Genomic DNA, 24,250 nt, shown 5'->3' on the forward strand with positions numbered 1-24,250 from the left:
TAATTGCATTCATTAAAAACACTAAAATAACGACAAAATTTAATGTTGAAATCTCTTGAATTTAAGAAAACATATAGCAATATCTTTCTTCAAATGAGATTATTAAATTTTAATGCTGTGATAATTGGAAAAAGCCACCATTTCATATTAAGATTTTCACTTGTTATTTTTTACATAAGAAATAAAAACAACAGGTTAGCAAGATATTAATATTCCACTATCTGGCCATCAGATAATCTGCTAGTGAGGTTATGATTGATGTTAGAAAGAAAAAGAAAAAATCCAGCGGATAACATACTGCCAAAACGGGTATATAGGGGAAAATCTAAATACGAGTACCATCCAGCAACAGGCGGTTCTATCTCAATCTGCTGTTTAAACTCGCCGCTGTCTGTTATCTGGAAAGAGTACAACAAGATTGTAGAAAAAATTGAAAAAAATAGTACTTAGCCCCCTGTTTATATCAAAATTAATAAAACGGGAGTCTTCACTCCCGTTATTTTCAAACCATAAATAATCAATGCATGATATAAGTGCGGTTATTTATATAATCACAGGCTATTTTTGCCGAAAAAATTTTATTAACTCTATCAAAATCCATCTTACATCATGGAATGTTTTCGGTTAATTTATATCTATAATCATATTTTCCAAAAAACCAATTAAACTTAAAAAATAATAATGATTATAGTTAAGTCTGCATGCATTTGGTGCCTGCTTATCCGACATAATCTGCTTGATTTTTACTTTTTTACCCAACACTATCGTCTTTAAAAATCCATGCTACGATATAAATTCGCCTATCAGCTTCTGCTATTTTTCCTTTGAAGCAACACATTAACTAATGGAGTATTGTCGATGCTTATAGTTAAAAAAATAAAATTTTCCGTACTGGCAACACTGTTTACCCTATTATTATCATCTCCAACCTTTGCCAAAGATGGTGTATTGATTAATTTACCTGATAAAAAATTTGCAGTTATTTCAGTCGGTGATCTGGAAAGTGCATCCATAGGTAGCTATTCCATTGCTGTTTTCCAGGATAAAGAGCTAACAGAATTCACCACTGGTGCCGTTTTTTCCCGCAATGGCTCAATATTTGAAGATGACGGAAAACCAAGAACAACATTTGCTGATATTGATGGTGACGGGAGTAAAGAACTCATTATCTCTAAGCTCACCGCAGGCTCAGGGAATTACCTTGAAGTTGATGCACTCAAAATTACCGATAAGGATGTCAAATTACTGACCCGCATCAATACTAATAGTACGAATAATATTATTAGATTGCTTCGTAATCATTGTAAGAAAGAGCAATGCTTAAAGCAGAAACAGTGATAACACCTGAATCAGTTATTCAATGCCCATAAAATGTCAGGCAAACGATAGATAATGTACTATTGTTAATGTTATCACCACCATACCCAATGGATTTCGAGTTGTATCGCGGAGGAAAATAAGTTATTCCCTCCGAAAACATGGCTCACTATATAATCGGGGTGAGCACAGACAATAAAAAGCAACCTGAAAGGCTGATGGGTATACCACGGTATAGCTGATAAAGGGGAATCTATGAAACGTCTTTTATTACCATTTTTTTTGCTATCGCTCTCATTCTTCTCTTATGCCGCACATACAAATCAGGACAAGATTGCTGAAACCTATTGTGATGTGTTTGGCAAAGCTTCCGTAGAGGCATTTAAAACCCATGACTCGCCAGATGTGATAGCACAAAATGCATTAAATTCTTTACATAAGAAAGGGTTAACCCTAAAAGAAATCCAATCTAATAAAAATGAATTTATTGCAACAATTAAACAAACTGTTGCTGAAGTCAGAGAACATAAGCCAAAATTTCCGAGCAATCACCATTTTGATGAGACGCTGGCTAAATCAGTTAAAGATTGTAAGGTTCAGATAAAGCATGTTTTATCCCAACATGCTCGCTGATTAAATGCGGAGCGACGAAGATTCGCCGCTCCGTATATACTTGTACTCTTGCAAATTACCACTCTATTCGCAGCGGTCATATCGTCAGTTATGCTTCTGGAGTGCACTTTTATTACGGCAACTCATTCTGGAATTCATTGAGTATATTTGGTTCAAGGCTCCAGAGTAAAACTGTACAAAAGGATTTATGGAATTACTCTTGGTTTTTTCTGGTCTTGTAAGTCAATACAGGCTTAAGCCGTGCTACTAATTTTACCAAACCTGTTTGTACCATAGCATCCATTACGCCACTAATAGGCTTATAGGCTTCTGGCGCTTCCTGAAAAATCAGCTGATTATCCAGACAAACCACACGACTACCCAATGCGGTACGCGAAAGTTGTTGTGCATTATAACGCCCAGCTAAACGTGATTTACACTCATTACGTCCCCATTTACGACCAGCACCATGAGCAAGAGAAAAAAGACTTTGTTCAGTTGCTACCGGTTCCACTAAATAGCTATAGTCCCCTCGGGAACCCGGAATAACGACCAATCCCTGATCAGAAGGTGTTGCACCTTTGCGATGTAGCCAGCCATCAATTCCGTCAATAACACTGGAGGTGAGCAAATTGTGTGAAACATCCAGTAAACAGCTTCCTTCAGCTCGCCAGCGTCCCAGCATCCGTTCAGCAATTAACTGACGGTTAAGGTGAGCATAATCGAGAGCCTGTTGGTGTTGCTGAAGATAATGCTGCGCCTGTACACTGGACGCCTCCAACCCTTTATGCCCATACTGGCGAACATGCTGTTCAAGGATCATTTGCCCCATCCCACGTGAACCGCTGTGTACCAACAATAAAAGCTCTTGTCTATTAAGTTGCCATGTTTCAAGAAGTTCAGGCTGATAAATTTCATCTATTTGCTGCAATTCAGCAAAGTGATTACCACCACCAATCGTCCCCGGTGAATAGCAAAAATATTCGGCCATATTCTCTGGCAGTTCATCTTCTTCCAAAGGGTTATCGATAGAACCGAGTTTTTTCTCCAGTTTATCTAACGACCACTTATTCAGCACTAAATCTGTTTTCCACAATGCCATACCACACCCAATATCATTGCCGATGAGTGCAGGATAAAAACGTGACTGTGAGAAAAATGCCGCGCCAACCGGATAACCTCTACCTGGATGCAGGTCAGGCAAACCGACCACACGTACCATATCAGGAAGTTGTGCTGTTGTTTCGAGTTGCTGGATGGCCTTACCTTCCAGCCAGGTATTTTCTGCTGCAATAATCTGGATATGCGATTGTGGTGCAGCTGAATATAATGTATTGCCCATAGATCAATCCTATGATCGATAAAAATAATAAGAGTTATGGTTCAGGCTGTCCTAGCCAGAGCAATACCAGATGTAAAAATCTTAGTAATTAGCTACAGACTGGCCCGAAAAGAGTCATTGTTACTGTCGTCATTATATTTTCTCCTTTCAGTCGTTAATGTAGTTTAGTCAATATATAAAATTGAAGTTAGGCATCATACTCTAAATATGGATCAAATTACCAGTGATTTATTTAATTCACACTCAATAATTTAAAACTAATATCAAATAATAATTCCAACATGTGATCAAAAACATAACTTTATGCTTTTAACCACATATTGAAATTAATAAATCCCTTAAGCAGTCCATTCTCTATTTTGTAGAACTACTCTATAACCATCTATATCTTCAAAGGTTTTTCCCACCACATCCCAATAGTCATTATATGATTGAACCACCTTAAAACCTGCATTTATCATACGCTCACAGCATTGTTCCCAAACACTATTTTCACTAAAGTAAAAAACTAGTAGATTATCTTTTGTTGGTGCTCTTCCAACAACAGTTCCTTGATGATGCGTAAATTCCAAATGATAGCTGTGTTTTTCATGCCCAATGATTGAACCATCAAAGTTATTATGCCCCTGAAACTCACCTAATAGCTTAAACCCCAATCCATTAACATACATCTCTGTAACTTCTCTAAGATTATCAGTTGGCCTGGCTACTCTTAATATTGATGACCTTGGGATCATTATATTCTCCATAATTTATTTTAAAGTTTTTATATTTTTTGCTAAAAAACACGTACACTTTAAAACCTTAACCTAACTTTAGGTCAAGCCACATTTATCAGAATATTTTTTGGATATATAGAAAATAAAATTGATAGAATATTTATTCTTTGAGCATCAATTTATTTTATAAAAAAACACTAACTCTGGATCATCTTCATCAAGGTTTTCTATATAACCACTTTTCCTAAATCCCGCCTTGTTTAATAATGATTGCATCGATTTATTAGATTGGTTCGCAGATGTGAATAATTTTGGACAAGAACAAATTGATTTTAGGTAGTTGATAAGTTGTAAGCCAACGCCTTCCCTTCTGTTTCTTTCTCCAACCACCAGCATCTCAATAAAAGCATAATCAAAGAAATTATAATGCAGTACACCATAAGCAATCACTTCACTATCTAACTCTACCAAATAGCAAAATTGACTCTTGACCCAATTTTTAATTTGAACTAACCGGCGATTATCATACAAAACAACTGGATCGATTCTGGTAAGAATATCGATATCAGGCATATCAGCACGCCGGATGTAGAGTATTTTGTTTTTTCGGTCATCGTCCATATTTATCATAATATCCCACCTTTAGAGCCTTTACTTTTCAAACAACATAATAGTAATTATTTAAGAACCGACTCTCTTACATCTTCCCAATACAGCATTCACCGGACTAAAAGGATCATTACTACTCAAAGTGGCTACCACCCCCGATTGTTTAGTGCCTACCAGATAGGAAAAATTTATGTTGTCCTTAACTGAATCATAAATAACCTCTTTATTGTCTCTTGAACCAAGCCCGACCTTAGCACCAAAATAACCCCATGTTCCCTTAGGTTTTACTCTTGGTGGTATATTAGGATAGAGGCTAACACCTATGTATTTTCCATTTCCTTCCGCCCTCACCTTCATCATGATTTTAGGAAAATACCCGGGAGGAAATTCTTTGTGATTTTTGGGCTCCCTGAATATGTATGCCGGGTACAAGTAACAGGAATAATTACCATCACGGATATCGAGCTTACCATCAGCAGTGGTATAAACTCCGGTATCTGCCAGCAAGTAACCCGGAAAAAGCAGTAATGCAACGGCAATTTTCTTTAACATCTGTCACCACCTATCATGACTCAAATGATTCAAGTATAGTCTTGACGTTAAATAACATATAACTCGATACCGGTGCTTTATGCTATCAACTAATCACAAATTTCTATCATAGACTGCACTCAAACAGTATTACGGGAAAATCTAGGATTTTATTTTTTAGGTGACTGGAAAATAAAGGTAACTAAGTGATCGATCATTATGCGGATTGGAAACGATCTGCCGATAATCCACTGGCGTTACGCTGCAACGCACTGAATATCTCTCTTAGGGAGGTGGTAGCGCGATGCCGTGATCGTGTTGTTAGTCCCTATTTAATTCACTATTTTCACACCACATCGCAATCTAAGCGCGGGGAAAAAGTGACAGCTAATACAAACAAATTTCAAAAAAGCACGTGACAAAACAGACATTGACTGGGGCGAAGGAACTCCAGCCACTTTCCATGAACAGCGTTCATTATCAGAGCGTCTATATCGTGAACAAGGCATTAATACGAAGAATTTATTAGGACACAAAACGCAACAACAGACCGATAAATATCACGATGACCGAGGTAAGGATTGGATAAAAATTGTGATCTGACGCGTTTAAAATTTACTGGGTTTTGATAACTTGTTTTGATAACTTTTTGATAACCGTTTCTTACGTGATAATAAAAGAACGGGAACCATTAAGCCCCCGCTATCTATTTTAATCAGTGACTATTACATATGAGAAATAATAGCATCACCAAATTCGCTACATTTCAGCAGCTTAGCGTCTTCCATCAGGCGCTCAAAATCGTATGTGACAGTCTTGGCAGCAATCGATCCTTCCATCCCTTTAACGATTAGGTCAGCAGCTTCGAACCATCCCATGTGGCGCAGCATCATTTCAGCGGAGAGGATGACTGAACCTGGGTTTACCTTATCCTGACCGGCATACTTAGGTGCTGTACCGTGTGTTGCTTCAAACAGGGCACACTCATCACCAATGTTTGCACCCGGGGCAATACCAATACCACCCACTTGTGCTGCCAGCGCATCAGAAATGTAATCACCATTCAGGTTCATACAGGCGATAACATCATATTCAGCCGGACGCAGCAGAATTTGTTGCAGGAATGCATCGGCAATTACATCTTTGATGATGATATCTTTGCCGGTTTTAGGGTTCTTAATTTTCACCCATGGACCGCCATCCAGCAGTTCACCACCAAATTCTGTACGCGCTAATTCATAACCCCAGTCTTTAAAGGCACCTTCAGTAAACTTCATGATATTGCCTTTATGAACCAGAGTCACTGATTCACGATCGTTATCAATTGCATATTCAATCGCAGAACGTACCAGACGCTTAGTACCTTCTTCCGAGCATGGTTTCACACCGATACCACACTGTTGAGGGAAACGGATTTTAGAAACGCCCATTTCATCCTGCAGGAATTTAATCACTTTATCCGCTTCCGCAGACCCGGCTTTCCACTCAATTCCCGCATAAATATCTTCCGCATTTTCACGGAAAATCACCATATCAGTTAATTCAGGGTGTTTTACAGGGCTTGGAGTCCCTTGATAATAGCGAACCGGACGCAGGCAAACATATAAATCCAGCTGTTGGCGAAGTGCCACATTCAACGAACGGATTCCACCGCCAACAGGCGTTGTCAGAGGGCCTTTAATAGCAACCCGATATTCACGGATCAAATCAAGTGTTTCTTCCGGCAGCCAGACATCTTTACCGTAAACCTGTGTAGATTTTTCACCCGTATAAATCTCCATCCAGGAAATTTTGCGCTCACCGCTATATGCTTTCTGAACCGCAGCATCAACCACTTTCAGCATGACCGGCGTTACATCAACACCAATGCCATCCCCTTCGATATAAGGGATTACCGGGTTATTCGGAACGTTTAATTTACCTTTGGTATCAATAGTAATTTTTTTACCTTCCGCCGGAACAACTACTTTGCTTTCCATTAACCTCTCCTTTCAAGTAAGCGCAATGCCTTGTTAATTTTTTGTAAGGGACGTGTCAATATTACTTGAATATTCTGCAAACGCCAATGGCGCAGATTTCAGGTATAATATTGCCCTTCACTTTGTGCAATAACTTATCATGACAAATTTCTCTTTTAAAAAACGTAAACTTAATCGATTCAGTCAAAGAAAAAATACCAATGCCACAAAAAGAATAGCGGGCCCGCGTCGGGTGTTGATATTTAATAAGCCTTACGATGTTCTGCCACAGTTCACTGACGAAATGGGAAGAACAACCTTAAAGAATTTTATTCCTTTTAGTGATGTTTATGCCGCAGGACGGCTAGATAGAGATAGTGAAGGGTTACTGGTTCTGACTAATGATGGAAAGTTGCAAGCCAAATTAACGCAGCCCAACAAAAAAACGGCCAAAATTTATTATGTTCAGGTAGAAGGAATACCGGATGAAGTTGCACTGAGTAAACTCCGCAACGGTATTACCCTGAAAGACGGCCCTACACTTCCCGCCGGAGCAGAATTAGTCGAAGAACCTGTGTGGCTTTGGGAGCGAACTCCGCCAATTAGGGAACGAAAAAACATCCCTGTCAGCTGGCTGAAAATCACGCTTTTTGAAGGCCGTAACCGTCAGGTACGCAGAATGACAGCCCATGTTGGTTTTCCAACATTACGTCTTATCCGGTTTAGTATGGGTTCATTACAGCTAGGGGATTTATCCCCCGGAGAATGGAGAGAGATCGATTTTGTTTAGTCCACATATCACCGTTGCTTGCATAGTACATGCCAAAAATCAATTTTTGGTTGTTGAAGAACTTATTGATGGCAAGCCTCGCTGGAACCAGCCTGCGGGTCACCTTGAAGCTGATGAAACATTACTGGAAGCGGCTGAACGCGAATTATGGGAAGAGACAGGAATTCGTGCTAAACCACAGGCATTACTGAAGTTACATCAGTGGGTCGCCCCGGATGGAACTCCCTTCATCCGTTTTCTGTTTCTGGTTGAACTAGAAAAAACGGTGGATACCGATCCTCAGGATAGTGATATCCACTGCTGTCACTGGCTGAGCGCAGAAGAAATTATCAACAGCCCACAACTGCGTTCCCCATTAGTTGCTGAAAGTATCCGTAATTATTTGGAAAATCAGGCTCACCCCTTATCAATACTGGATAGCTATGGTTCGCCTTTCACAAAATAATTTCCCATTAAATGAAACGCAAATCACAAGAGTACGAAGACGTTTGATGCACCTTGCCTGTCAACATGCTAAAGTACCGCGTTTATTTTTTTCCGCAGTGAGATATGCCCATGTCAGATAACAGCCAGAAAAAAGTCATCGTCGGAATGTCCGGTGGTGTTGATTCATCCGTCTCCGCTTACCTGCTACAGCAACAAGGTTATCAGGTAGCTGGCCTGTTTATGAAAAACTGGGAAGAAGATGACGATGAGGAATACTGCTCTGCCGCCGATGATCTTAAGGATGCTCAGGCGGTGTGTGACAAGCTGGGTATTGAACTGTACACCATCAATTTCGCAGCTGAGTATTGGGATAACGTATTTGAACTCTTCCTTGCTGAATATAAAGCAGGCCGTACACCGAATCCGGATATTCTCTGTAACAAAGAAATTAAATTCAAAGCATTTTTAGAATTTGCTGCCGAAGACTTAGGTGCTGATTACATTGCAACCGGCCATTATGTCCGCCGTCGGGATGTGGATGGCGTTAGTCAGTTACTTCGGGGCCTTGATGGTAATAAAGACCAAAGCTATTTCTTATATACCCTGAGTCATGAGCAGGTTGCCAAAAGTTTATTCCCGGTCGGGGAACTTGAAAAACCTGAAGTGCGCCGCATTGCCGAAGAAATTGGGCTGGTTACGGCGAAGAAAAAAGATTCTACAGGTATCTGCTTTATTGGTGAGCGTAAGTTCCGCGATTTTCTGGGCCGCTATCTGCCAGCTCAGCCGGGTCCGATTGTTACCGTTGACGGGCAGACTATCGGGCAACATACCGGCCTGATGTACCACACACTTGGTCAGCGAAAAGGGTTGGGTATCGGAGGAACTAAATCCGGTAATGAAGACCCCTGGTATGTTGTTGATAAAGATGTTGCAAATAACATACTGGTTGTTGCACAGGGTCATGAACATCCCCGCCTGATGTCTGTCGGCTTAGTTGCACAACAACTGCATTGGGTTGATCGCCAGTCACTGGAAACAGAAATCCGTTGCGTGGTAAAAACGCGCTACCGTCAGCAGGATATTCCCTGCACAGTCATTCCTTTGAGTGAAGATAAAATTGAGGTTCGTTTTGACAGCCCCGTTGCCGCTGTCACTCCCGGTCAATCAGCTGTGTTTTATCAGGGCGAAATTTGTCTCGGCGGTGGTGTGATCGAACAACGTATACAGGAGTAATCGTGGCTAAAAATTATTACGACATTACATTGGCGCTGGCAGGTATCTGCCAGTCAGCTCGTCTGGTACAGCAGCTGGCCCATGAAGGGCAATGTGATGCCGGTGCTTTTGAAGTAACTCTCAACAGTGTTCTGAATATGAATCCGACATCTACTCTGGATGTCTTTGGTAATGAGGCGGGTAACCTGCGTACCGGCCTTGATGCTGTGATGGGAATGCTGAATGGTACAAATAGTGGGCTCTCAGCAGAGCTGACCCGCTATACTTTAAGTCTGATGGCACTGGAGCGACGTCTCAGTAAAAACCCATCAGCAGCAGATGAATTAGCTAAACGCATAAGCCAGCTAGAACGTCAGCAGGCTTATTTTGAACCTATGTCTGAGGGAATGCTCAATTCTCTTGCCGGTATTTATGTCGATGTCATTAGCCCATTAGGGCCTCGCATCCAAGTCACAGGCTCGCCGGATATTCTGCGCAACACATTGGTGCAGGCAAAAGTCCGGGCGGCATTACTGGCGGGTATTCGCAGTACCGTATTATGGCAGCAGGTTGGCGGTAGCCGTTTGCAATTTATGTTTTCCCGACAACGACTAGTCCGACAGGCAAAAGACATTCTTGCGCGTTGTTAATTGAATTAATTGTTAAATAAATCGTTAAATAAAATCCGGGAGTTTCTACCAATGGAATTATCCTCACTGACCGCTGTTTCTCCGATTGATGGCCGTTACGGCGATAAAGTTAGCGCACTGCGCGCTATTTTTAGTGAGTTCGGCTTACTGAAATTCCGCGTGCAGGTTGAAGTACGTTGGCTGCAAAAACTGGCTGCCACAGCAGAAATCACAGAAGTTCCTGCTTTTGATGAAAAGGCAAACGCTTACCTGGATGAAATTATTACAAATTTCAATGAACAGGATGCATTACGCATTAAAGAAATTGAGCGTACAACTAACCATGACGTTAAAGCCGTTGAGTACTTTCTGAAAGAAAAAGTCGCTCATATTCCTGCTTTACATCAGGTTGCTGAGTTTATACATTTTGCCTGCACCTCCGAAGACATCAATAACCTGTCACATGCATTGATGCTTAAAACTGCCCGTGAGGAAGTGCTGCAACCACAATGGCGTCAGTTAATCGACACCATTAAGCGTATGGCTCATGAATACCGTGATCTGCCTTTGCTGTCACGCACCCACGGACAGCCAGCGACTCCTTCGACTGTAGGTAAAGAGTTTGCAAATGTTGCCTACCGCATGGAGCGTCAGTTCCGCCAACTTGGCCAAATTGAAATTTTAGGTAAGATCAATGGTGCAGTTGGTAACTATAATGCCCATTTGTCAGCCTATCCTCACATTAACTGGCATCAGTTCAGCGAATCATTTGTTATTTCTCTGGGTGTTCAATGGAACCCATACACCACTCAGATTGAACCACATGATTACATTGCAGAACTGTTTGATTGTATTGCGCGTTTCAATACTATCCTGATTGATTTTGATCGTGATATCTGGGGTTATATCGCTCTTAATCATTTCAAACAGAAAACAGTTGCCGGTGAAATTGGTTCATCAACCATGCCACATAAAGTTAACCCGATTGATTTTGAAAATTCAGAGGGTAATCTGGGTCTGGCAAACGCAGTGTTTGGCCATCTTGCCAGTAAATTGCCTGTTTCCCGCTGGCAGCGTGACCTGACTGACTCAACAGTATTACGTAATCTGGGTGTTGGTCTGGGATATGCATTAATTGCATATCAATCCACAATGAAAGGCCTGAATAAACTGGAAGTCAACGAGAAACATTTATTAAGCGAACTGGATCAGAACTGGGAAGTACTGGCTGAGCCGATTCAGACGGTTATGCGCCGTTATGGTATTGAGAAGCCGTATGAAAAATTAAAAGAGCTTACACGTGGTAAACGTGTTGATGCAGAAGGAATGAAAAACTTCATCGATGGTCTCGAACTACCAGAAGAAGAAAAAACTCGTCTTAAGTCGATGACTCCTGCCAATTATATCGGCTATGCTGAATTACTGGTTGATGAATTAAAATAAAACGATTTTATTTATAAAATGTGGATGGGAATTCCCGTCCACATTTTAAAAAAATGCGTAATCTTATATGAAGTATAAATAAGTCGCAAAGTTATATACTATTTTCGATTTACCTTATTGTTTTTAGCAATCCATTCATTAACATACCAACAATAGACTAAATAGTTACTATACTTGGTTTAATCATAACAACATATCTATAATTTATTTCAATCCATCCATATAGTTGACTATCTAGCTATTTAAGATTTATTTGATAAATTTTACTGGTTAGCATAAGGAACCATTATGCGAATATTAATAGTTGAAGATAATGCGTTGCTTCGTCATCATTTAAAAGTACAGCTTCGGGATATTGGTCATCAGGTTGATGCTGCTGAAGACTCAAAAGAGGCCGATTATTACCTGAAAGAGAACCACCCTGATGTTGCCATTATTGATTTGGGGTTACCCGGGGAAGATGGTTTAAGCTTAATAAAACGCTGGCGCAGCGATCATATTAATATACCCATTCTCATTCTCACTGCCCGTGAAAGCTGGCAGGAAAAAGTTACCGTATTAAATGCCGGTGCAGATGACTACGTGACTAAGCCGTTCCAATTGGAAGAAATTAATGCGCGTATACAGGCATTAATGCGTCGTAATAGTGGGCTGGCATCGCAAGTTGCGGAATTACCACCATTTCTGATTGATCTTTCACGTAAGGAATTTTCTGTTAATGGTAAGAAGATAAAATTAACTGCCTTCGAATATACGATTATTGAAACTTTGATGCGTAATAATGGCAAAGTTGTCAGTAAGGAATTATTAATGAGGCAGTTATACCCTGACGCTGAATTACGTGAAAGCCATACAATTGATGTATTAATGGGGCGTTTGAGAAAAAAGATATTGAATGAATGGCCTGACGAAGTGATTGTTACAGTCCGTGGTCAGGGTTACCGCTTTGATGTGAAATAACATCATGTTTAACTTTCTGAGAACTCATCTCTTCTCCCTGAGAGCACGATTTCTCATGGCGGCAACTGCCATTATTCTTTCTTTGACTCTGCCCTATGGAGTCGTTGCAATTGTTGGCTATTTAATGCGTCTTGATAATGATACTTATGCCATACTCAGTAACCAGAGTAATTTATTTTATTCGCTAGCCAGTTGGAAAGAAAATAAGTTATTTGTTCATCTTCCCAAGAATTTCCACATGGGAAATCGCTCATTAACTCTGATTTATAACGATAAAAGCGATATCCTCTGGCGTCAGAATAATGTACCGGAACTTGAAGAAAAGATTCATCCTAATTGGCTGAAAAAAGACGGCTTATATGAATTAGAAACTTATTATCCCGATATACATCCTCAGCTATATTCTGAGTCACAGAGTCAATATCCGGTTAATAATAAAACTGACACTATTCTCAATGCTGATAAAGTACTACTGATTTATTCTGTAGCCGTCAAAATTTATCCAGCAAAGGATAAACTTCCGGCATTAACCATTGTAGTTATCAATACCATACCCCAAAATATTCAACCGTCAGAAAAAATTTGGGAATGGTTCGGGTATGTATTGATTGCCAATCTGTTTTTAATTATTCCATTAATCTGGCTTGCTGCGGACTGGAGTTTACGCCCGATTAAATCACTCATCACTCAGATACGTTCCCTGGAAAAAGGTGAACGACAAGAGTTAGATGAAAATCCACCAGCTGAATTAAAAGGCCTGATTAAGAACCTGAATGCCTTACTGGATAATGAGCGCCAACGTTATAAAAAATATCGAACAACATTATCAGACCTGACGCATAGCCTGAAAACTCCTCTAGCCGTGCTTCAATCTACGCTGCGCTCTCTACGCTCAAATAAGCAAATGACCATTAAGCAGGCTGAACCCGTCATGCTTGAGCAAATTGACAGAATTTCTCAACAAATCGGTTATTATTTACATCGGGCCAATATATACAACGATCATAACCTCATTCTGAAAAAAATATTCTCCGTCCCCATCCTGCTTGATAGCCTGACCAATGCACTGATAAAAGTTTATCAACACAAAGGGATCAATGTTACCTTAGATATTTCGCCTGAATTAACCTGGCTGGGTGAAAAGAATGATTTTCTGGAAGTAATGGGGAATATTCTGGAGAATGCCTGTAAATACTGTCTGGAGTTTGTTCATGTTACTGCCATGATGGGTGAGAATTTCCTCACCATCATTGTTGATGATGACGGCCCCGGTGTTCCCCCTAATAAACGTCATATCGTTTTCGAACGTGGGTTAAGGGCCGATACACTGCGTCCGGGGCAAGGATTGGGATTGTCGATCGCCTCTGAAATTGTAGAACAATATGACGGTAATATCAGCATCGATAATAGCCATCTGGGAGGTGCAAAAGTCAGTGTAACTTTCCGCAATCAGCAAATCACCTAAAATCTGTATCATCTGTATCAACAACTTACCCTCTCTTCTGAATACAAAATGGCTATCACTTAATCGGCAACAGGGATACTCGCAATAAATACAGAATGGGAGCGGCCTCGAAATATTTCATCCGAATCTGATAACTCTATTGACTATCCGTTATAATGACCTGAAATTTTCTTGTCACTCAGGATATCACCATGAATTATCAGCTGAATCTGGATTGGCAGGCGTTCTTGCAGAATCACTGGCAAAAACGTCCATTGCTAATCAAACAGGGTTTCCAGCAATTTACCGACCCACTTTCTCCCGATGAGCTGGCGGGACTGGCGATGGAAAATGAAATTGACAGTCGTTTAGTCAGCCATAAAAAAGATCGCTGGGAAGTTTCTCATGGGCCATTTGAAAGTTACGATCATTTAGGCGACCAAAACTGGTCATTACTCGTACAAGCCGTTAACCACTGGCATCACCCCTCTTCTGCCCTTATGAAGCCATTCCGTGTGCTTTCAGACTGGAGAATGGATGATTTGATGGTTTCTTTCTCCGTTCCGGGTGGTGGTGTCGGTCCGCATCTTGATCAATATGATGTATTTATCATTCAAGGAGAAGGACGCAGACGCTGGCGTGTAGGAGACAAGATCCCGATGAAACAGCATTGCCCTCATCCTGACTTATTACAGGTTGAGCCTTTCGAAGCCATTATTGATGAAGAGATGCTACCCGGAGACATTCTCTATATTCCACCCGGTTTTCCACATGAAGGATATGCCATTGAACCATCACTGAATTATTCAGTCGGTTTCCGTGCGCCAAATGCCCGTGAACTGTTCAGTGGTTTTGCCGATTATGTTCTGGCAAATGAATTGGGTAGCCATCGTTACAGTGACCCTAATTTGGCATTCCGTGATAATCCTGCACTGATCCAGACAAACGAGCTGGCGACTCTGCGTACCATGATGCAGGATTTACTGGAACAGCCAGAAACGTTCCAAAACTGGTTTGGGGAATTTATCTCTCAGTCACGCCATGAGCTGGATATCGCGCCACCAGACCCTCCATATGAAAGTGATGAGATTTATGATCTGCTCAAACAGGGTGAAAGCCTGAATCGTTTGAATGGACTACGTGTATTGCGTGTGGGTGATAATTGCTTCGTTAATGGCGAATTAATGGATACATCTCATTTGCAGGCAGCTGATGCACTTTGCCAGTATGATACTGTCAATGCTGATATTTTGGGTGATGCTATTGATGATGTTCAGTTTATCAGCCTGCTTACTGCTCTGGTAAACAGTGGTTATTGGTATTTTAATGATTAACCACCGCACAGGTGAATGCGGTAGGTTTTAAACCCTATTCCGGACAACCTGAATGTTTGCCCCAGTCACATAACTGACAACGTAGCTGGGGCAAATCTCTCATTCAGACATCTGATGAAGTAGTGACTGAACATATTGATTAACTATTTGGCTAGCGTTGCCATAATGTTTTTCATCAAACATGCTCTCAACCTGACTGGGTTCCAGATTAAGCTCAACAGTATGGGCACCCGATAATTTCGCTTCATGTACAAACCCCGCTGCAGGATACACATGACCGGAAGTGCCAATGGCAATAAAAATATCCGCCTCAGATAAAGCAGAATAAATTTGTTCCATCCCCAAAGGCATTTCGCCAAACCACACAACGTGAGGGCGCAGTAACGAAGGAAACTGACAACAGTGACAGCGATCATCCACTGTCAGGTGAGATGTCCATTCAATAACCTGCCCGGACTGACAGCAGCGCACCTTCAGTAGTTCGCCATGCATATGGAGAACACGCTTGCTCCCCGCACGCTCATGCAGATTATCAATATTCTGTGTGACCAGCAGGAAATTATCGCCAATTTGTTGTTCAAGTTCGGCTAAAGCATAGTGTGCGGCGTTGGGCTTAATTTCCGCCTGCTGTAGATGCTCTCTTCGCGCATTATAGAATGCCTGAACTAATTCAGGGTCACGTTTGAATCCTTCCGGTGTCGCAATATCTTCAACACGATGTTCTTCCCATAGCCCATCAGAAGAACGAAACGTTCTAATACCTGATTCAGCGGAAATACCCGCTCCGGTCAGTACTACCACATGGGGTTTCTTTATTTTATTTGCCACACGGATATCCCTGTAAAAAATTTGCCGATGAAACCTCTGATTTCGTAGTCGCCTACTCTTACGGAATTTACTGAGCCGATGAATAACACGCATTTATACGTCTCCGCAAAATGATCCTTTTATACACCTCGTCTTTCGAGTTGCCTCTTTGTTGGCTGCGTTCTTTCCCCCGGCCATACTGTTATCTATGTTCTCAGGGGATCATTCACTCGTCATCACGAGGTAACTTGAAATTCATAGGGTATAGAACCATTTCCTCAGTTTCTGTTCACTTACCACAACTTTATTCATGGTGTGTTCAGCTCATCGCTTATGCTCAGTTCACTCCGTAAGATAGCGCGCTTAAGGGATATAGTGAATACTCTGGAATATCATTGACCACTCAAAATCCGCGCTGGATCAAGTTTACTGGCCCGACGAGCCGGATACCAACTGGCTAACAAGCTCAGGATCAGTGCCGTTAACAAAACATAGAAAATATCCATGGTATGTAATTCTGACGGCAGAAAATCAATGAAATAGATATCACCGGAAAGAAATTGATGCCCGGACAGCTTCTCTATCCATTTAATAATAGCTGTCAAATTAAGCGCCATGAAAATTCCGACAATAGCGCCAATAATACTGCCAACCATTCCGGTCAATAATCCATACCACAAGAAAATTGACCTGATATGACCATCTTTAGCCCCCAGTGTACGCAAAATAGCAATATCACTGCTCTTATCTTTGACCGCCATAATCAGTGTTGAAACGATATTAAAACAGGCGACCCCAATGACTAAAATCATAGCTAAGTACATGATACCCCGTATCATCTGGATGTCGTTGTACATATAACCGTAGTCTTTCAGCCATGTACTGATATAGACATACCTGCCTGTTGCATTGCCGGCGGCTATAACCCGCTTCTCTGCTGCAAAAACATCGTCTGCTTTAATAGCAACGCCGGTAATAGCATCGCCATAATCCAGATACTGTTGTGCATCAGATAACGGAACCAAAGCCAGACGATGATCCAACATGCCACTTAACTGAAAAATACCGGTAACTTGTAAACGTATTCGTTTAGGCTGTAATAATTTCAGGCTTGGATCGCTGTTTGGGATCATCACTGTTAGCCAATCACCCTGTTTCACATTCAGGGAATTTGCGACTCCCTGCCCCAGAATGACCTGATGTTTGCCCGCCTGAAATGTCTGCCATGCGCCGTCACGGACAAACTTATACAAGGTACTGACTTCAGCTTCAGTCTCAGGTTCAACACCACGAACCTGAACAGCATGAAGTTTATCTCCTCGTTCCATCAGCCCGGTGAATTCAATATAAGGAGAAGCTCCTGCAATGCCCGGAGTTTGCCTGATTTGTTTAAGCGCTGATTTCCAGTGCTGGAAAGGCTGTTCTACCGTATAAATCTGACCATGAGGAACAACAGAAAGTATCCGGTTTTTAAGTTCACGCTCAAAGCCATTCATTGCACTCAAACCGATGATCAGCACAGCAACACCCAGCATGATCCCCAGTGTTGAAATGACTGAGACTAAAGAAACCATTCCCGCGCGGCGCCGTCCCTGACTGAAGCGTATTGCAGTAAGTAATGCAAGAGGCAGATTTGCCATTACACTCCCCCCGTCAGGGTTAATTCATCCTGTAAATACCCATCACGCATTTCTACCTGACGCGTCAGCCTGTCAGCCAGTTTCAGATCATGAGTCACAACCAAAAATGCCGTGCCCTGCTGTTGATTCAGGTTCTTTAACAGTTCAAAAATGCTGTCAGCGTTACGTTGGTCAAGATTACCTGTCGGCTCATCTGCCAATACCAGTGAAGGTTCGTTCACCAGTGCACGGGCAATAGCCACCCGTTGGCGTTCACCTCCTGATAATTCAGAAGGCCGATGATGTGCCCGCTTTTCCAGCCCGACTGCCGCCAACATATCCCGTGCTTTTTGCTCAGCCTGCTTCTTCCCCCCAAGCAGCCTTTTACTACCGATCAATAGCGGCATAGCAACATTTTCTAATGCATTAAAATCAGGCAGCAGATGGTGAAACTGGTAAATAAAACCAATTTCTCTGTTCCGTAATTCTGCCCGGCCGGAAGCCGACATATTGTTAAGTGATTCCCCCTTGAAAATCACTTCACCGGAGGTCGGTGAATCCAGCCCTCCTAATAAGTGCAATAGAGTACTTTTACCTGAACCGGAACTGCCGACAATCGCCATCATTTCTCCTTGCTGCATGGAAAATGTGACGTTTTTTAATACCTCGGTGGAAACCTGCCCTTCCTGATATTTTTTATACAAATGATGGCATAGCAATAAAGGTTGATTACTCATAACGTAAAGCCTCAGCAGGTTGAGTGGCAGCAGCGCGCCAGGAAGGATATAAAGTAGATAATAGAGAGATTAACATGGCACTGACGGCAATAATCGCCACCTGAGTGGGTTCAATGGCAACAGGTAATTGAATACCTTCTGTCAGCAGACCGATAACAGGCATTAAGTTATTCAGTTGACTAGAAAGCAGTATTCCTAACCCCGTTCCCAATAAAGCACCAATAATGCCGGCTCCGGCTCCCTGAATCATGAAGATGGTCATCACTTGCCGACGGATTAACCCTTGTGTCTGTAAAATAGCAATCTCACCCTGTTTTTCCATCACTAATAAAGAAAGAGAAGTGATAATATTGAAAGCAGCCACTGCGATGATTAGGCTAAGCAATAACCCCATCATATTTTTTTCCATACGTACTGCCTGAAAAAACTCCCCCTTACGTTCACGCCAGTCTTTCCAGACCAAGCCTTTCGGCAGCAGCTGCTGACTTAATTCATCTACCTTTAATGGTTCAGTGAGAAATAAACGCCAGCCGGTAATATTATTAATGGGATAGCGTAAAAGTCGGGCGGCATCCTGCTGATTAACCAGCATTTCAGTGTCATCAACTTCGCTGTTGGCAAAAAATGTGCCGGCTACTGTAAATAAACGCTGGCTTGGGATCCTACCCATTGGGGTAAGCTGGCTGGCACTCGGAACGATAATGCGGATCTGATCACCTCGCCTGACACCCAGTCTTGCTGCCAGTTTTTCACCTAAAATCACAAAATAGCGACCGGGCTGCAATTGGCTCTGATCAACATTGACGGTATATTCAGCCAATGGTGTATATTCATCCGGCTTAATACCCAGCATAACGCCAACACCCACATTATGGGCACTTTGCAGTACAACATCTCCCTGAACAACCGGCTCAATACGGGTGACATCTTTTAAACCAGAGAGCTGACTTTTCGGATGCTCGGCAGGATTAATTGAACCATTTTCTGAAGTAATAATGACATGGGGCATAAAGCCCAGAATACTGGCCTCCAGTGAACGTTCAAAGCCGTTCATGACTGACAACACGGTAATTAATGCAGCCACCCCTAATGTAATACCAATGGCTGAAAGCCAGGAAACAAAGCGGCCAAATTTATCAACCGCCCGCCCGCGCATATAGCGCAATCCGATAAATAATGAAACAGACTGAAACATAGGATCCGCCGTATCAAAGGGGGTTATTTGAATGCATTAAATTAATGAAAAAGATCATATTTTATCTCTGTTTTTGCATATGTATTTTGTAAAAAATTCAATCTATATCGTTCACTTATTACATATTATCACTGTTTAATTAAGTTTTGATTAGCACCTTCGAAATTGAAGATAAAAAAGCCCTGTTGTTAACATGAGCTAATATACCACCTCAGGCCAGACAGCAAATCTGTCACTCAGCTGTTGCCAAAGCAATGTGTTCAGGGATAATAAAGAGCAGCTGTACTATATGATGGAGCCATTCACATTCCGGTTCTGTTTTTACTTCTCTCAACCTGCCAGCGTATTTATTGTAAAGGCTACTGGGTTAAATATGTGTTGGGAATGGACTGAATCTTAGAGAACACATCAAACGCTTATGTCCGCAAAATATCGTTATCAACTTCCTGAACGTCGCGGTGATATCCGCCAGTTAGGCCATCTGATCGGTGCTGCTTGTGCCATTGAATGTGCTGAAATCATTGAACGTCACTCCGGCCCTGTGTTATTAGTCACAAAAGATATGCAGAACACCTTACGGCTGCGTGATGAAATTCCACAATTTACCCGTACTTCAATAAACATGTTGTCAGATTGGGAAACTCTGCCTTACGATAGTTTTTCCCCTCATCAGGAAATCATTTCAAATCGTTTATCTACCCTGTATCAGCTACCTTTTATGACAGAAGGGGCACTTATTCTGCCTGTGAATACATTGATGCAGCGTGTTTGCCCTCACGAATACCTTCAGGGGCATGCTTTGATCATGCATAAAGGGCAGCGTATTTCGCGTGATAAATTACGGGCAAATCTGGAACAGGCCGGCTATCGCAGCGTTGAGCAGGTGCTTGAACATGGTGAATTTGCCACACGCGGTGCCTTATTCGATCTATTTCCTATGGGAAGTGAGCACCCTTACCGCATCGATTTTTTTGATGATGAAATCGATAGCCTGCGTACTTTTGATGTGGATAGTCAGCGAACGCTGGAGGAAGTGGAAAAAATCAGCTTACTGCCGGCCCATGAGTTCCCGACAGATAAAGAAGCCATTGAATTATTCCGCAGCCAGTGGCGTGAAAAGTTTGATGTCCGGCGAGATGCTGAACACATTTATCAGCAAGTCAGTAAAAAAATGTTACCCGCAGGCATTGAGTACTGGCAGCCATTATTCTTTGAACAGCCTTTATCTACACTATTTGATTATCTGCCTGAAAATACACTGATTATTGTGCAGGATTTGATGAACACGGCAGAACGTTTCTGGCAGGATACCGAGCAGCGTTTTGAGAGCCGTAAAGTTGACCCGATGCGGCCATTACTTCCTCCCGACCAAATTTGGATTCCCGTCGACAAGCTGTTCGCCGAACTGAAAAAATGGCCCCGCATCCAAATCAGAAATGAAGAGTTGCCCAAGAAAGCCGGAAATATCAATCTGGCTTATCAGCCTTTACCTGATATCTCCGTTGCCGCTCATCATAAAGCGCCTTTAGATAAAGTACGCCGCTTTATCGAGCAGTTCAGTGGCAAGGTCATTTTTTCAGTGGAAAGTGAAGGACGTCGGGAATCAGTCAATGAGTTACTGTCTCGCATAAAAATTCATCCGGCCACAATACATCAGCTGGAAGATGCTAAAGAGGCTGGATGCTTTTTAATGGTGGGCAGCGCAGAACAGGGTTTTATAGATGAGGAGAAAAAACTCGCCTTCATTTGTGAAAGTGACATGCTTGGTGAGCGTGTCAGCCGCCGCCGTCAGGATAACCGACGCACAATTAATACCGATACCCTGATCCGTAACCTCGCCGAACTCCGTCCCGGGCAGCCCGTCGTACACCTTGAACATGGTGTCGGACGCTATCAGGGGCTAACAACACTCGAGGCCGGAGGCATTAAGGCTGAATATCTCATTCTGACTTATGCCGGCGAAGACAAACTGTATGTGCCGGTTTCATCTCTGCATTTAATCAGCCGTTACGCCGGAGGAGCAGAAGAAAGCGCACCGCTGCACAAACTGGGCGGTGAAGCATGGAATAAAGCGCGTCAGAAAGCGGCAGAAAAAGTCCGTGATGTTGCCGCTGAATTACTGGATATCTACGCTCAGCGAGCCATTAAACCGGGTTTTGCGTTTAAGCACGACCGGGAACAATATCAATTGTTCTGCCAGAATTTTCCATTCGATACAACACCCGATCAGGAACAGGCCATTAATGCGGTACTGAGCGATATGTGCCAGCCAATTGCGATGGACAGGCTGGTATGTGGTGATGTCGGCTTCGGTAAGACGGAAGTCGCAATGCGGGCCGCTTTTACTGCTATCAACAATAATAAGCAGGTCGCTGTTTTAGTCCCAACGACTCTGTTAGCCCAACAACACTATGATAATTTCCGCGATCGTTTTGCGAACTGGCCTGTACACATTGAGGTGATGTCACGATTCCGCAGTGCCAAAGAGCAACAGCAAGTGATAGATATGGCAGCAGAAGGGAAAGTCGATATCATCATCGGTACACATAAACTGTTGCAAAGTGATCTGCGCTGGAAGGATTTGGGTTTATTAGTTGTGGATGAAGAGCACCGTTTCGGTGTCCGTCATAAAGAGCGTATCAAAGCTATCCGTGCCGATGTTGATGTCCTGACCATGACAGCAACTCCTATTCCCCGGACGCTTAATATGGCAATGAGCGGAATGCGCGATCTGTCGATTATTGCAACTCCCCCAGCCCGTCGGCTGGCAGTAAAAACCTTTGTACGGGAATATGACAGCTTAGTCGTTCGTGAATCTATTCTGCGTGAAATCTTACGTGGCGGTCAGGTTTATTATCTCTATAACGATGTCGAAAATATCGAAAAAGCAAAAAGCCGGCTGGAAGAATTAGTGCCTGAAGCCAGAATGGTTATCGGTCACGGGCAAATGCGTGAACGTGACTTGGAACGTGTCATGACGGATTTCCATCATCAGCGCTTTAATGTGTTGATATGCACTACAATTATTGAAACCGGAATCGATATTCCGACAGCGAATACCATTATTATTGAACGGGCTGATCACTTCGGTCTGGCTCAGTTACATCAATTACGCGGGCGTGTCGGTCGCTCTCACCATCAGGCATATGCGTATTTGTTAACTCCGCACCCGAAAGCTATGACCACAGATGCGCAAAAGCGGCTGGAAGCGATTGCCTCACTTGAAGATCTGGGAGCAGGGTTTGCTCTGGCAACTCATGATTTGGAAATCCGAGGAGCTGGTGAACTTCTGGGTGAAGATCAAAGTGGTCAAATGGCAAGTATCGGTTTCACACTCTATATGGAGCTGCTGGAAAGTGCAGTTGATGCACTCAAAAACGGGCGGGAACCTTCACTTGAGGATTTAACTAACAATCAAACCGAGATAGAACTACGTATTCCGGTGCTTTTACCCGATGATTATATCCCGGATGTAAATATGCGTCTGTCTTTCTACAAGCGTATTGCCAGCGCTCAGAATGACAATGAACTGACAGAATTAAAAGTTGAGCTCATTGACAGGTTCGGTATGTTACCTGATCCGGGCAGGCATTTATTACAATCTGCTTCTATCCGCCTTACGGCTCAGAAACTAGGAATAAAACGTATTGAAGCCCATGAAAAAGGCGGCTTTATTGAATTTAGTCAAAGTAATAAAGTGGATCCCCACTATCTGATCAACTTATTGCAGACTCAGCCTAATATCTATCGACTGGATGGGCCTTCTAAACTGAAATTTATTAACGAGTTAACTGAAAGAACTGCGCGCTTATCGTTTATTCAGTCATTATTGGAGGCATTTGAGCAACATCAGGTATAGCATCAATACTGTTGCTTTTAAATATCGTTAAAATATCAACAAATTTCAGCTTAAATACTTATCTCCGGGAATATAATAACTATGTGACCGGAGATATTTCATTTCTGGAGCACCTCTACAAATACGGTGCAAGGATCAGCTTCCCCTTTCCATTCAATGGGATCGATTGATCTGGTTTATGTATCACTCTTACCTTTCCCGGCTTATTATCAATAGTATAAATGACATCATACCCAATAATACGCGGCTCCCGGATCTTAAATGCAATGCAATGCTTTAATTCATAATAGTTCAGTGCATAAGATTCTCTTGTTATATTTAATCTTTCGATGAAAAAAAATAGACTATTTTTACATACAGATAAACGGTTGCTTTCAGTATTACCAAATATTTTAATAAATGGCACCAATGCCCCATTACAATAATATTTTTGTGCATGACCTATAGTTATGATAGGTTCTGAAGAAAGTACCTGAGCATATTTAGGCTGTGGTTTTTTAGAAAAAAATATTATAGCGATACCAACAGTAATAATAACAATCAGAGAGTAAATCCTACACTGTCTTGCCTTTAGCTTACTTGCATAACACGTTATTATATTTATAATTTGTCACACTCCTTACTTAAACATATCCCTTAGCTATTTTCGGGAATCAAAAACATACTTGACTCGTGATTAAAAAATTTTAACTCACTGTATTTATGGG

21 protein-coding genes and 1 pseudogene are annotated in these 24,250 nt (G+C 42.0%); 12 read left to right on the plus strand and 10 right to left on the minus strand.

Annotation, left to right across the window (positions count from 1 at the left end; all coding sequences use genetic code 11):
* Positions 1-858: 858 nt before the first annotated feature.
* Both AACX38_RS16395 and AACX38_RS16400 read left to right on the plus strand, forming a co-directional pair.
* The gene (locus AACX38_RS16395; RefSeq protein WP_099123566.1) at positions 859-1,338 is read left to right on the plus strand and encodes a PliI family lysozyme inhibitor of I-type lysozyme; all 480 of its coding nucleotides are present in this window, start codon (positions 859-861) and stop codon (positions 1,336-1,338) included.
* Between the two features lie 234 nt (positions 1,339-1,572).
* Positions 1,573-1,950 carry a hypothetical protein gene (locus AACX38_RS16400; protein ID WP_228864964.1) on the plus strand — a complete coding sequence of 126 codons (378 nt, stop codon included), beginning with the start codon at positions 1,573-1,575 and terminating at the stop codon, positions 1,948-1,950.
* Between the two features lie 193 nt (positions 1,951-2,143).
* Here AACX38_RS16400 and AACX38_RS16405 read toward each other — a convergent pair whose 3' ends face one another.
* The 4 genes from AACX38_RS16405 to AACX38_RS16420 form a co-directional block, all read right to left on the minus strand.
* Complete coding sequence (locus AACX38_RS16405; protein WP_228864965.1) at positions 2,144-3,271, minus strand: RNA ligase RtcB family protein; 1,128 nt, start codon at positions 3,269-3,271, stop codon at positions 2,144-2,146.
* 338 nt (positions 3,272-3,609) lie between these two features.
* On the minus strand, positions 3,610-4,008 hold the full coding sequence (locus tag AACX38_RS16410; protein WP_228864966.1) for a VOC family protein: 399 nt from the start codon (positions 4,006-4,008) through the stop codon (positions 3,610-3,612).
* A 156-nt stretch (positions 4,009-4,164) separates the two neighbouring features.
* Positions 4,165-4,620 carry a GNAT family N-acetyltransferase gene (locus tag AACX38_RS16415; RefSeq protein ID WP_228864967.1) on the minus strand — a complete coding sequence of 152 codons (456 nt, stop codon included), beginning with the start codon at positions 4,618-4,620 and terminating at the stop codon, positions 4,165-4,167.
* Between the two features lie 51 nt (positions 4,621-4,671).
* Entirely contained in the window at positions 4,672-5,151 is a 480-nt protein-coding gene (locus tag AACX38_RS16420; RefSeq protein ID WP_228864968.1) for a hypothetical protein, read from the minus strand.
* A 227-nt stretch (positions 5,152-5,378) separates the two neighbouring features.
* On the opposite strand from AACX38_RS16420, the pseudogene AACX38_RS16425 reads away from it, so the two are divergent.
* A pseudogene (locus AACX38_RS16425) lies at positions 5,379-5,733 on the plus strand (integrase); the annotation flags it as partial.
* A gap of 122 nt (positions 5,734-5,855) precedes the next feature.
* Here the strand turns inward: AACX38_RS16425 and icd are convergent.
* The gene (gene icd, locus AACX38_RS16430) at positions 5,856-7,109 is read right to left on the minus strand and encodes an NADP-dependent isocitrate dehydrogenase (protein WP_099110930.1); all 1,254 of its coding nucleotides are present in this window, start codon (positions 7,107-7,109) and stop codon (positions 5,856-5,858) included.
* A gap of 139 nt (positions 7,110-7,248) precedes the next feature.
* On the opposite strand from icd, the gene rluE reads away from it, so the two are divergent.
* The 8 genes from rluE to AACX38_RS16470 all read left to right on the plus strand — a co-directional run bounded on the left by rluE (position 7,249) and on the right by AACX38_RS16470 (position 15,326).
* Positions 7,249-7,878 (plus strand): 23S rRNA pseudouridine(2457) synthase RluE, encoded by a 630-nt coding sequence (rluE, locus tag AACX38_RS16435; RefSeq protein WP_228864969.1) that lies wholly within the window; start codon positions 7,249-7,251, stop codon positions 7,876-7,878.
* Positions 7,871-8,323 (plus strand): NUDIX hydrolase, encoded by a 453-nt coding sequence (locus AACX38_RS16440; RefSeq protein WP_099110932.1) that lies wholly within the window; start codon positions 7,871-7,873, stop codon positions 8,321-8,323. The genes rluE and AACX38_RS16440 overlap by 8 nt, the downstream gene beginning before the upstream one ends.
* A gap of 110 nt (positions 8,324-8,433) precedes the next feature.
* The gene (gene mnmA / locus AACX38_RS16445; RefSeq protein WP_228864970.1) at positions 8,434-9,537 is read left to right on the plus strand and encodes a tRNA 2-thiouridine(34) synthase MnmA; all 1,104 of its coding nucleotides are present in this window, start codon (positions 8,434-8,436) and stop codon (positions 9,535-9,537) included.
* A gap of 2 nt (positions 9,538-9,539) precedes the next feature.
* On the plus strand, positions 9,540-10,166 hold the full coding sequence (gene hflD / locus AACX38_RS16450; RefSeq protein WP_099123012.1) for a high frequency lysogenization protein HflD: 627 nt from the start codon (positions 9,540-9,542) through the stop codon (positions 10,164-10,166).
* A 51-nt stretch (positions 10,167-10,217) separates the two neighbouring features.
* Entirely contained in the window at positions 10,218-11,588 is a 1,371-nt protein-coding gene (gene purB / locus AACX38_RS16455; protein ID WP_099123011.1) for an adenylosuccinate lyase, read from the plus strand.
* 288 nt (positions 11,589-11,876) lie between these two features.
* Positions 11,877-12,548, plus strand: coding sequence for a two-component system response regulator PhoP (gene phoP, locus AACX38_RS16460; protein ID WP_099110936.1), 672 nt, complete (start codon positions 11,877-11,879; stop codon positions 12,546-12,548).
* Between the two features lie 4 nt (positions 12,549-12,552).
* Complete coding sequence (phoQ, locus tag AACX38_RS16465; protein WP_099123010.1) at positions 12,553-14,013, plus strand: two-component system sensor histidine kinase PhoQ; 1,461 nt, start codon at positions 12,553-12,555, stop codon at positions 14,011-14,013.
* A 191-nt stretch (positions 14,014-14,204) separates the two neighbouring features.
* Positions 14,205-15,326 carry a ribosomal protein uL16 3-hydroxylase gene (locus AACX38_RS16470; protein WP_228864971.1) on the plus strand — a complete coding sequence of 374 codons (1,122 nt, stop codon included), beginning with the start codon at positions 14,205-14,207 and terminating at the stop codon, positions 15,324-15,326.
* Positions 15,327-15,425: 99 nt separating this feature from the next.
* Here AACX38_RS16470 and cobB read toward each other — a convergent pair whose 3' ends face one another.
* The 4 genes from cobB to lolC all read right to left on the minus strand — a co-directional run bounded on the left by cobB (position 15,426) and on the right by lolC (position 19,684).
* Positions 15,426-16,247 carry a Sir2 family NAD+-dependent deacetylase gene (cobB, locus tag AACX38_RS16475; protein WP_099123008.1) on the minus strand — a complete coding sequence of 274 codons (822 nt, stop codon included), beginning with the start codon at positions 16,245-16,247 and terminating at the stop codon, positions 15,426-15,428.
* A 278-nt stretch (positions 16,248-16,525) separates the two neighbouring features.
* The gene (gene lolE / locus AACX38_RS16480; RefSeq protein ID WP_228864972.1) at positions 16,526-17,773 is read right to left on the minus strand and encodes a lipoprotein-releasing ABC transporter permease subunit LolE; all 1,248 of its coding nucleotides are present in this window, start codon (positions 17,771-17,773) and stop codon (positions 16,526-16,528) included.
* Positions 17,773-18,489 carry a lipoprotein-releasing ABC transporter ATP-binding protein LolD gene (gene lolD, locus AACX38_RS16485; RefSeq protein WP_228859234.1) on the minus strand — a complete coding sequence of 239 codons (717 nt, stop codon included), beginning with the start codon at positions 18,487-18,489 and terminating at the stop codon, positions 17,773-17,775. Before lolD ends, lolE begins: the two co-directional genes overlap by 1 nt.
* Positions 18,482-19,684, minus strand: coding sequence for a lipoprotein-releasing ABC transporter permease subunit LolC (gene lolC, locus AACX38_RS16490; protein ID WP_228864973.1), 1,203 nt, complete (start codon positions 19,682-19,684; stop codon positions 18,482-18,484). Before lolC ends, lolD begins: the two co-directional genes overlap by 8 nt.
* Before the next feature lie 418 nt (positions 19,685-20,102).
* On the opposite strand from lolC, the gene mfd reads away from it, so the two are divergent.
* On the plus strand, positions 20,103-23,543 hold the full coding sequence (gene mfd / locus AACX38_RS16495; protein ID WP_228864974.1) for a transcription-repair coupling factor: 3,441 nt from the start codon (positions 20,103-20,105) through the stop codon (positions 23,541-23,543).
* 115 nt (positions 23,544-23,658) lie between these two features.
* On the opposite strand, the gene umoD is transcribed toward mfd, so the two are convergent.
* Positions 23,659-24,150, minus strand: coding sequence for a UmoD family flagellar biogenesis regulator (umoD, locus tag AACX38_RS20825; RefSeq protein WP_370630640.1), 492 nt, complete (start codon positions 24,148-24,150; stop codon positions 23,659-23,661).
* Positions 24,151-24,250: the final 100 nt, after the last annotated feature.

It is taken from the genome of Xenorhabdus sp. PB30.3 (genome assembly GCF_963895965.1).
Lineage (GTDB): Bacteria > Pseudomonadota > Gammaproteobacteria > Enterobacterales > Enterobacteriaceae > Xenorhabdus > Xenorhabdus stockiae.

What these genes read in the sequence shown, in the direction of transcription:
- mnmA (WP_228864970.1), top strand. Translation starts at nt 8,434, where the DNA reads ATGTCAGATAACAGCCAGAAAAAAGTCATCGTCGGAATGTCCGGTGGT.
- AACX38_RS16405 (WP_228864965.1), bottom strand. Translation starts at nt 3,271, where the DNA reads ATGGGCAATACATTATATTCAGCTGCACCACAATCGCATATCCAGATT.
- mfd (WP_228864974.1), top strand. Translation starts at nt 20,103, where the DNA reads ATGTCCGCAAAATATCGTTATCAACTTCCTGAACGTCGCGGTGATATC.
- AACX38_RS16470 (WP_228864971.1), top strand. Translation starts at nt 14,205, where the DNA reads ATGAATTATCAGCTGAATCTGGATTGGCAGGCGTTCTTGCAGAATCAC.
- purB (WP_099123011.1), top strand. Translation starts at nt 10,218, where the DNA reads ATGGAATTATCCTCACTGACCGCTGTTTCTCCGATTGATGGCCGTTAC.
- phoP (WP_099110936.1), top strand. Translation starts at nt 11,877, where the DNA reads ATGCGAATATTAATAGTTGAAGATAATGCGTTGCTTCGTCATCATTTA.
- phoQ (WP_099123010.1), top strand. Translation starts at nt 12,553, where the DNA reads ATGTTTAACTTTCTGAGAACTCATCTCTTCTCCCTGAGAGCACGATTT.
- AACX38_RS16415 (WP_228864967.1), bottom strand. Translation starts at nt 4,620, where the DNA reads ATGATAAATATGGACGATGACCGAAAAAACAAAATACTCTACATCCGG.
- AACX38_RS16395 (WP_099123566.1), top strand. Translation starts at nt 859, where the DNA reads ATGCTTATAGTTAAAAAAATAAAATTTTCCGTACTGGCAACACTGTTT.
- lolE (WP_228864972.1), bottom strand. Translation starts at nt 17,773, where the DNA reads ATGGCAAATCTGCCTCTTGCATTACTTACTGCAATACGCTTCAGTCAG.
- AACX38_RS16420 (WP_228864968.1), bottom strand. Translation starts at nt 5,151, where the DNA reads ATGTTAAAGAAAATTGCCGTTGCATTACTGCTTTTTCCGGGTTACTTG.
- AACX38_RS16410 (WP_228864966.1), bottom strand. Translation starts at nt 4,008, where the DNA reads ATGATCCCAAGGTCATCAATATTAAGAGTAGCCAGGCCAACTGATAAT.
- rluE (WP_228864969.1), top strand. Translation starts at nt 7,249, where the DNA reads ATGACAAATTTCTCTTTTAAAAAACGTAAACTTAATCGATTCAGTCAA.
- lolC (WP_228864973.1), bottom strand. Translation starts at nt 19,684, where the DNA reads ATGTTTCAGTCTGTTTCATTATTTATCGGATTGCGCTATATGCGCGGG.
- AACX38_RS16400 (WP_228864964.1), top strand. Translation starts at nt 1,573, where the DNA reads ATGAAACGTCTTTTATTACCATTTTTTTTGCTATCGCTCTCATTCTTC.
- icd (WP_099110930.1), bottom strand. Translation starts at nt 7,109, where the DNA reads ATGGAAAGCAAAGTAGTTGTTCCGGCGGAAGGTAAAAAAATTACTATT.
- lolD (WP_228859234.1), bottom strand. Translation starts at nt 18,489, where the DNA reads ATGAGTAATCAACCTTTATTGCTATGCCATCATTTGTATAAAAAATAT.
- cobB (WP_099123008.1), bottom strand. Translation starts at nt 16,247, where the DNA reads ATGCGTGTTATTCATCGGCTCAGTAAATTCCGTAAGAGTAGGCGACTA.